The sequence below is a fragment of the Ralstonia sp. 110700041-2 genome, assembly GCF_056280165.1.
Genome location: NZ_JBSFAI010000005.1, coordinates 323,034 through 332,055, shown reverse-complemented (window position 1 = coordinate 332,055; position 9,022 = coordinate 323,034). Strand labels below are relative to the sequence as shown.

General features: G+C 62.3%; 9 protein-coding genes. All 9 read left to right on the top strand.

Translation table 11 applies throughout. The annotated features are described in order from the left end of the window. A partial coding sequence (gene sdhA, locus ACUXH0_RS09985) for a succinate dehydrogenase flavoprotein subunit (RefSeq protein WP_476196436.1) occupies nucleotides 1-1,542 on the top strand: 1,542 nt, incomplete at its 5' end. A 22-nt stretch (nucleotides 1,543-1,564) separates the two neighbouring features. Then, nucleotides 1,565-2,266, top strand: coding sequence for a succinate dehydrogenase iron-sulfur subunit (locus tag ACUXH0_RS09980; protein ID WP_009241007.1), 702 nt, complete (start codon nucleotides 1,565-1,567; stop codon nucleotides 2,264-2,266). A 71-nt stretch (nucleotides 2,267-2,337) separates the two neighbouring features. After that, nucleotides 2,338-2,625: an FAD assembly factor SdhE gene (locus ACUXH0_RS09975; RefSeq protein ID WP_009241006.1), complete on the top strand. Its 288-nt coding sequence runs from the start codon at nucleotides 2,338-2,340 to the stop codon at nucleotides 2,623-2,625. Nucleotides 2,626-2,746: 121 nt separating this feature from the next. Next, nucleotides 2,747-4,048 carry a citrate synthase gene (gene gltA / locus ACUXH0_RS09970; RefSeq protein WP_004634431.1) on the top strand — a complete coding sequence of 434 codons (1,302 nt, stop codon included), beginning with the start codon at nucleotides 2,747-2,749 and terminating at the stop codon, nucleotides 4,046-4,048. A 224-nt stretch (nucleotides 4,049-4,272) separates the two neighbouring features. Beyond that, the gene (leuC, locus tag ACUXH0_RS09965) at nucleotides 4,273-5,682 is read left to right on the top strand and encodes a 3-isopropylmalate dehydratase large subunit (protein ID WP_182594920.1); all 1,410 of its coding nucleotides are present in this window, start codon (nucleotides 4,273-4,275) and stop codon (nucleotides 5,680-5,682) included. Nucleotides 5,683-5,705: 23 nt separating this feature from the next. Further along, nucleotides 5,706-6,356, top strand: a complete 651-nt coding sequence (leuD, locus tag ACUXH0_RS09960; protein ID WP_004634429.1) for a 3-isopropylmalate dehydratase small subunit — start codon at nucleotides 5,706-5,708, stop codon at nucleotides 6,354-6,356. Between the two features lie 29 nt (nucleotides 6,357-6,385). Continuing rightward, entirely contained in the window at nucleotides 6,386-7,456 is a 1,071-nt protein-coding gene (gene leuB / locus ACUXH0_RS09955) for a 3-isopropylmalate dehydrogenase (RefSeq protein WP_004634428.1), read from the top strand. Between the two features lie 81 nt (nucleotides 7,457-7,537). Next, nucleotides 7,538-7,714 carry a hypothetical protein gene (locus ACUXH0_RS09950; RefSeq protein ID WP_157042471.1) on the top strand — a complete coding sequence of 59 codons (177 nt, stop codon included), beginning with the start codon at nucleotides 7,538-7,540 and terminating at the stop codon, nucleotides 7,712-7,714. A gap of 82 nt (nucleotides 7,715-7,796) precedes the next feature. Beyond that, nucleotides 7,797-8,900 (top strand): aspartate-semialdehyde dehydrogenase, encoded by a 1,104-nt coding sequence (asd, locus tag ACUXH0_RS09945; protein ID WP_004634424.1) that lies wholly within the window; start codon nucleotides 7,797-7,799, stop codon nucleotides 8,898-8,900. Nucleotides 8,901-9,022: the final 122 nt, after the last annotated feature.

Genomic DNA, 9,022 nt, shown 5'->3' with positions numbered 1-9,022 from the left:
GGTTCCGACTGGCTCGGCGACCAGGACGCGATCGAATTCATGTGCCGCCAGGCGCCGAACGTGGTCTATGAACTGGAACACTTCGGCATGCCGTTCGACCGCAACGCCGACGGCACCATCTACCAGCGTCCGTTTGGCGGCCATACGTCGAACTACGGCGAGAAGCCGGTGCAACGCGCTTGCGCCGCCGCCGACCGTACCGGTCACGCGTTGCTGCACACGCTGTATCAGCGCAACGTCAAGGCCAAGACCCACTTCTTCGTCGAATGGATGGCGCTGGATCTGATCCGCGATCAGGACGGCGACGTGCTGGGCGTGACCGCGCTGGAGATGGAAACCGGCGAGGTCTACATCCTCGAAGCCAAGACGACGCTGTTCGCCACGGGCGGTGCAGGCCGGATCTACGCGGCTTCCACCAACGCCTTCATCAACACGGGTGATGGTCTGGGCATGGCGGCACGCGCAGGCGTGCCGCTGGAAGACATGGAGTTCTGGCAGTTCCACCCGACTGGCGTGGCCGGCGCGGGCGTGCTGATCACGGAAGGCGTGCGCGGCGAAGGCGGCATCCTGCGTAACAAGGATGGCGAGCGCTTCATGGAGCGCTATGCCCCGACGCTGAAGGATCTGGCGCCGCGTGACTTTGTGTCGCGCTCGATGGACCAGGAAATCAAGGAAGGCCGCGGCTGCGGTCCGAACGGCGACTACGTGCTGCTCGACCTGACCCACGTCGGCGCCGAGACCATCATGAAGCGTCTGCCGTCGATTCGCGAAATTGGCCTGAAGTTCGCCAACGTCGACGCCATCAAGGAGCCGATTCCCGTGGTGCCGACCATCCACTACCAGATGGGTGGCATTCCGACGAACTATCACGGCCAGGTGGTGGTGCCGAAGAACGGCAACCCGAACGAGGTCATCAACGGCTTCTACGCGATCGGCGAATGCTCGTGCGTGTCGGTGCACGGCGCGAACCGCCTGGGCACGAACTCGCTGCTCGACCTGGTGGTGTTCGGCCGTTCGGCGGGCAACCACATCATTGCGCAGAACCTGAAGAACCGCGAGCACAAGCCGCTGCCGGCCGACGCCGCCGACCGCGCGCTGTCGCGCCTGGCCAAGCTCGATTCGTCGAGCTCGGGCGAGTACGCGCAGGACGTCGCCAACGACATCCGCCGCAACATGCAGTCGCACGCTGGCGTGTTCCGTACGCAGAAGCTCATGGATGAAGGCGTCGAGCGCATCCTGGAAGTGGCCGAGCGTGCTGCCGACATCCACCTGAAGGATAAGTCCAAGGTGTTCAACACCGCGCGCGTCGAAGCGCTGGAAGTGGCCAACCTGGTGGAAGTGGCGAAGGCAACGATGGTGTCGGCCGCTGCCCGCAAGGAATCGCGCGGCGCACACGCCCACAGCGACTTCCCGAACCGCGACGATGAAAACTGGATGAAGCACTCGCTGTGGTATTCCGAAGGCAACCGCCTGGACTACAAGCCCGTGCAGTTGAAGCCGCTGTCGGTGGAATCGGTGCCGCCCAAGGCGCGTACGTTCTAACGGATAAGAAGGACCCGCAAAAATGAAGCGTATTTTTGAAGTCTATCGCTACGATCCGGACAAGGACGCAGCGCCCCGCATGCAGACCTACGAGGTAGAACTCGACGGTCACGAGCGCATGCTGCTCGACGCACTGGTCAAGCTGAAGAAGCTCGACGAGTCGATCGCGTTCCGTCGTTCGTGCCGCGAAGGCGTGTGCGGCTCCGACGCCATGAACATCAACGGCAAGAATGGTCTGGCGTGCCTGACCAACATGCGTGAGCTGCCCGAGAAGATCGTGCTGCGCCCGCTGCCGGGGCTGCCGGTGGTGCGCGACCTGATCGTCGACATGACGCAGTTCTTCAACCAGTACCACTCGATCAAGCCGTACCTGATCAACGACGAGCCGCCGCCCGAGAAGGAGCGTCTGCAGTCGCCGGAAGAGCGCGAAGAGCTTGACGGCCTGTACGAGTGCATTCTGTGCGCGAGCTGCTCGACGTCGTGCCCGTCGTTCTGGTGGAACCCGGACAAGTTCGTCGGCCCGGCCGGTCTGCTGCAGGCATATCGTTTCATCGCCGACAGCCGCGACCAGGCCACCAGCGAACGTCTGGACAATCTGGAAGACCCGTACCGCTTGTTCCGCTGCCACACCATCATGAATTGCGTCGATGTGTGCCCGAAGGGGCTGAACCCCACCAAGGCTATCGGCAAGATCAAGGAATTGATGGTGCGCCGCGCGGTGTAAGGCGCGAGTCAGGGCACTTTGGCATTGTGTGTCGCCGGAGCGGTTTCTCCGGCGACACATTTCTAGAAAGTATGGTTGCTGTGAACACTCCGACGTTCTCCCATCAGTCCGATCCGCACAAGCGTGCCCGTTTGCGCTGGCGTGCCCGACGCGGCCTGCTTGAGAACGACATCATCGTCGAGCGCTTTTTCAATCGCTACGAGACGGAACTGTCGGATGACGACGTTGCCGCACTCTCGCAGTTGTTCGAGCTACCCGACAACGACCTGATGGATCTCCTGCTTGCACGCAAGGAGCCGGAGGGCGAACTCGACGTGCCCCACATTCAGCACGTCCTGACCTTGCTGCGCTCGGTCTGAACCGGCGCGCGAGAGGTTGCCGCAAGACGAATCGGTCCAGCCGCCCCCGGCCGGCGACCTCGATCCGTCTGGCGGGAGTCTCCCGACTTCATTTTTATAAACAGCAGAGAAGGAAACCGACATGACGCCGTCCGAAGTGAAAGCCACCCTATCGTTTTCCGATGGCTCGCCCAGCGTCGAGCTGCCGATCTACAAGGGCACGGTTGGCCCGGACGTGATCGACATCCGCAAGCTGTACGGTCAGACGGGCAAGTTCACGTACGACCCCGGCTTCATGTCGACTGCGTCGTGCAATTCCAAGATCACCTACATCGATGGTGACAAAGGTGAGCTGCTGTACCGCGGCTACGCCATCGACGATTTGGCCAGCAAGTGCGATTTCATGGAAATCTGCTATCTGCTGCTGAAGGGCGAGCTGCCCAACGCCAAGCAGAAGGAAGAGTTCAACCATGTGGTGACGAATCACACCATGGTCCACGAGCAGATGCAGTTCTTCCTGCGCGGTTTCCGTCGTGACGCCCACCCGATGGCCGTGCTGACGGGTTTGGTTGGTGCCATGAGCGCGTTCTATCCGGACGCTGCCAACATCAATGATCCGCGCGAGCGTGAAATCTCGCAGATCCGCTTGATCGCCAAGCTGCCGACGCTGGTGGCCATGGCATACAAGTACAACATCGGCCAGCCGCTCATCTACCCGCAGAACAACCTGTCGTACACGGGCAATTTCATGCGCATGATGTTTGCCACGCCGTGCGAGGACTACAAGGTGAACCCGGTGCTGGAGAAGGCACTGGACCGCATCTTCATCCTGCACGCAGACCACGAGCAGAACGCCTCGACGTCGACGGTGCGTCTGGCGGGCTCGTCGGGCACCAACCCGATCGCAGCCATCGCTGCCGGTATCGCCTGCCTGTGGGGCCCGGCGCACGGTGGCGCGAACGAAGCTGCGCTGAACATGCTGGAAGAAATCGGTACCGTGGACAAGGTGCCCGAGTTCATCAAGCAGGTGAAGGACAAGAACAGCGGCGTGCGCCTGATGGGCTTTGGTCACCGCGTGTACAAGAACTACGATCCGCGCGCCAAGCTGATGCGGGAAACCTGCCACGAAGTGCTGAATGAGCTGGGTCTGCATAACGACCCGCTGTTCAAGCTGGCGATGGAGCTGGAAAAGATTGCCCTGGAAGACGAGTACTTCGTCAGCCGCAAGCTGTATCCGAACGTCGATTTCTACTCGGGTATCGTGCAACGCGCGCTGGGCATCCCGACTTCGATGTTCACCTGTATCTTCGCGCTGGCCCGCTCGGTGGGCTGGATCTCGCAATGGGAAGAGATGATCACCGATCCGGAATACAAGATCGGCCGTCCGCGCCAGCTGTTCAACGGTGCAGCCACCCGCGAAGTGCCGTCGATCGACAAGCGCTAAGCCACGCTGTTCGCCTTGAAGAAACCCCGCTCGGGAAACCGGCGGGGTTTTTTGTTGCACGTCGCCGGAGGTGCCCGGAAAGGGCCTTCGCGAAATGGCGAAACCCCCTTTCGTCAGTCACGTCCGGTGCCCGATGCACCGGGTGGCATAATCGATCACTCCCCCACGAAACTGCTCGCGCAACGGCCCTGATTTCAGATGGCGCGTTGTGTACGGATCGCATCATGGCCAAGACGCTCTACGACAAACTTTGGGACGATCACGTCGTTCATACCGAAGAAGACGGCACGACCGTCCTCTACATCGATCGTCAACTGCTGCATGAAGTGACGAGCCCGCAGGCATTCGAGGGCCTGAAGTTAGCCGAGCGTCCGGTGTGGCGCATCAGCGCAAACCTGGCCGTGTCGGATCACAACGTGCCGACCACCGATCGTTCGCACGGCATTGCCGATCCGGTTTCGAAGCTGCAAGTCGATACGCTTGATGCCAACTGCGACAGCTACGGCATCACGCAATTCAAGATGAACGACAAGCGCCAGGGCATCGTGCACGTGATCGGGCCGGAGCAGGGCGCGACGCTGCCGGGCATGACGGTGGTCTGCGGTGATTCGCACACCAGCACGCACGGTGCGTTCGGCGCGCTCGCGCACGGCATCGGCACCTCGGAAGTCGAGCACGTGCTGGCCACGCAAACGCTGCTCACCAAGAAGAGCAAGAACATGCTGGTGAAGGTGGAAGGTACGCTGCCTTGCGGCTGCACGGCCAAGGACATCGTGCTCGCCATCATCGGCAAGATCGGTACGGCCGGTGGCACGGGCTACGCCATGGAATTCGGCGGCTCGGCCATCCGCGCGCTGTCGATGGAAGGCCGCATGACGGTGTGCAACATGGCAATCGAGGCAGGCGCCCGCGCCGGCATCGTCGCCGTGGACGATGTCACGCTGGAGTACATCAAGGGCCGTCCGTTCGCGCCGCAAGGCGTGGAGTGGGAGCAGGCCGTCGCCTACTGGCGCACGCTGCATTCCGACGAGGGTGCGCACTTCGACCAGGTGATCGAACTGCGTGCTGAAGACATTCGCCCGCAGGTGAGCTGGGGGACATCGCCGGAAATGGTGGTCAGCATTGAAGACCGCGTGCCGGATCCCGACAAAGAGAAAGACCCGAACAAGCGCAACGCCATGGAGCGCGCGCTCGAGTACATGGGCCTGCAGCCGAACGTCGCCATCAGCGACATCAACATCGACAAGGTGTTCATCGGCTCGTGCACCAACAGCCGCATCGAAGACATGCGCGCCGCGGCGTGGGTCGTGCAGAAGCTGGGCAAGCGCATTGCGTCGAACGTGAAGCTGGCGATGGTCGTGCCGGGCTCGGGCCTCGTGAAGGAGCAGGCCGAGCGCGAAGGGCTCGACAAGATCTTCAAGGCGGCGGGCTTTGAGTGGCGCGAGCCGGGTTGCTCGATGTGTCTCGCCATGAACGCTGACCGCCTCGAGCCGGGCGAACGCTGCGCGTCCACGTCCAACCGCAACTTCGAAGGCCGTCAGGGCGCGGGCGGACGCACCCACCTGGTAAGCCCGGCGATGGCCGCTGCGGCCGCGCTGGAAGGCCACTTCGTCGACGTGCGCAAGCTCGCTTGAGCGGCAGGATAGAGAGAGCAATCATGGAACAATTCACCATCCACACCGGCCTCGTGGCGCCGCTCGACCGCGAGAATGTCGACACCGACGCCATCATCCCGAAGCAGTTCCTCAAGTCGATCAAGCGCACCGGCTTTGGCCCGAACCTGTTCGACGAGTGGCGCTACAAGGACGTGGGCGAGCCCGGCCAGGACAACAGCAAGCGTCCGCTGAACCCGGATTTCGTGCTGAACCAGCCGCGTTACAAGGGCGCCTCGGTGTTGCTGGCGCGCAAGAACTTCGGCTGCGGCAGCTCGCGTGAGCACGCACCGTGGGCACTGCAGCAGTACGGCTTCCGCGCCATCATCGCGCCGAGCTTTGCCGACATCTTCTTCAACAACTGCTTCAAGAACGGCCTGCTGCCGATCGTGCTGACGGAGTCGCAGGTCGACCACCTGTTCAACGAGACCCAAGCCTTTACCGGCTACCAGCTGACCGTCGATCTGGACAAGCAGGTCGTCGTCACGCCGGGCGGTACGGCGTATCCGTTCGACATCACCGCGTTCCGCAAATACTGCCTGCTCAACGGTTTCGACGACATCGGTCTGACCTTGCGCTACGCCGACCAGATCAAGGCTTACGAAGCGCAGCGCCTGGCCAGGATGCCGTGGCTCGCCCACAAGCTCGTCGGCTGAGCGGACACCAGAACAACAAGGATAACCACATGACCAAGATTGCAGTGTTGCCGGGTGACGGCATTGGTAAGGAAATCGTCGCCGAGGCCGTGAAGGTGCTCAAGGTGCTGGGCGAGTCGTTCGAGATGGAATTCGCCCCGGTGGGCGGCGCGGGCTACGAGGCCAAGGGCCATCCGCTGCCGGAAGACACGCTCAAGCTCGCCAAGGAAGCTGACGCGATCCTGTTTGGCGCCGTGGGCGACTGGAAGTACGACACGCTGGCGCGCGAACTGCGCCCGGAGCAGGCCATTCTGGGCCTGCGCAAGCACCTGCAGCTGTTCGCCAATTTCCGTCCGGCGATCTGCTATCCCGAGTTGACCGGCGCATCGAGCCTCAAGCCGGAAATCGTTGCCGGTCTGGATATCCTGATCGTGCGTGAGTTGAATGGCGACATTTACTTCGGCCAACCGCGCGGCGTGCGCGCGGCGCCCGACGGGCTGTTCGCCGGCGCGCGCGAAGGTTTCGACACCATGCGCTACGCCGAGCCGGAAATCCGCCGCATCGCGCACGTCGCCTTCCAGGCCGCCGCCAAGCGCGGCAAGAAGCTCTGCAGCGTCGACAAGGCCAACGTGCTCGAGACGTTCCAGTTCTGGAAGGACATCGTCACCGACGTGCACAAGGAATATCCGGAAGTCGAGTTGTCGCACATGTACGTGGACAACGCGGCCATGCAGCTCGTGAAGGCGCCGAAGAACTTCGACGTGATCGTCACCGGCAACATGTTCGGCGACATCCTCTCGGACGAGGCCGCCATGCTGACGGGCTCGATCGGCATGCTGCCGTCGGCGTCGCTCGATGCGAATAACAAGGGCCTGTATGAGCCGTCGCACGGCTCCGCGCCGGACATCGCGGGCAAGGGCGTTGCCAACCCGCTGGCGACGATCCTGTCGGCGGCGATGATGCTGCGCTATTCGCTGAACAAGGCCGAGCAGGCTGATCGCATCGAAACGGCTGTCAAGAAGGTACTGGCGCAGGGCTACCGGACCGGCGACATCCTGACGCCGGGCTGCAAACAGGTGGGCACTGTGGAGATGGGCGACGCGGTGGTCGCTGTCTTGTAACTCAAAACGCGCGTTGCGGTGCCGTCACATCCGGTGCAGCAATCGTCGTTTTTTCGGTGGACACATGCTGCAGTGCATTGTGTGACCGCCAAATCGTGTATATTTTTGCAGATGATCTCGATCGCGCTCCCCGTCCTCGTACTGGGCTTTCTGGGCACCCTGGCTATCGTCGCCAAGGGCACCGCCGCGCGCGCTCGCATGACGCCTGTCGAGATTCGCACGACCACCAAAATCATTACCAAAAAAACGATCTCGTAGATCGTCCGTCGTGTCCGTTCGCCTTCCCCGCGCGGTCACGCCGGGCGACCGAGGCGGGGAAAATCACTAGAGGTTCACAATCATGAAGGTAGGTCTCGTCGGTTGGCGCGGCATGGTCGGCAGCGTGCTGATGCAGCGCATGCAGGAAGAAAAGGATTTCGACCTGATCGACACCGTGTTTTTCAGCACCAGCAACGCCGGCGGCAAGGCACCCGCATTCGCCAAGACGGATGCGCCGCTGGCCGACGCCAACGACATCGAAGCACTGAAGGCCTGCGACACGATCATCACGTGCCAGGGCGGTGACTACACGACCGAAGTCTTCCCGAAGCTGCGCGCTGCCGGCTGGAACGGCTACTGGATCGACGCCGCCTCGACGCTGCGCATGGAAGACGATGCCGTGATCGTGCTGGACCCGGTCAACCTGTCGCTTATCAAGAATGCGGTGGCGGCTGGCACCAAGAACTTCATCGGCGGCAACTGCACCAACTCCATCCTGCTGATGGGCGTGGGTGGCCTGTTCCGCGAAGGCCTGGTCGAATGGGTCAGCTCGATGACCTATCAGGCGGCTTCGGGCGGTGGTGCGAACCACATGCGCGAACTGCTCAAGGGCATGGGCGTGATTCACGGTGCCGTGGCCGATGAGTTGGCCAACCCGGCATCCGCCATCCTGGACATCGACCGCAAGGTTGCCAAGACCATCCGCGAAGATGTGCCGACTGAGTTCTTCCCGGCGCCACTGGCGGGTGGCCTGATCCCCTGGATCGACAAGCAGCTCGACAACGGCCAGTCGAAGGAAGAGTGGAAGGGCCAGGCCGAAGTGAACAAGATCCTGGGCACGGCGCAGACGATTCCAGTCGATGGCCTGTGTGTGCGGATTGGCGCAATGCGCTGCCACAGCCTGGGCCTGACGCTCAAGCTCAAGCGCGACCTGCCGCTGGACGAAATCGAGCAGATCATCCGCTCGGGCAACCCCTGGGTGAAGTGGGTCCCGAACGATCGCAGCATCACCGAGAAGGAACTGACGCCGGCATCCATCACGGGTGGCCTGGAAATTGGCGTGGGTCGCGTGCGCAAGCTCAATATGGGGCCGGAATATGTGAGCGCCTTTGTGATCGGCGACCAGCTTCTGTGGGGTGCCGCTGAGCCGCTGCGCCGCACGCTCCGTATCCTGCTGGGCAAGTGATCAAGGCTTTGCTTTCGTTTTCGGGCCGCGCATCCGACGGTGTCGTTGCGGTCTGACAACAGAAAGTGTGCTTTTTCAACCAACGCCGCGCGGCCTGCGCGGCGTTGTGCCATCTGGGCGCC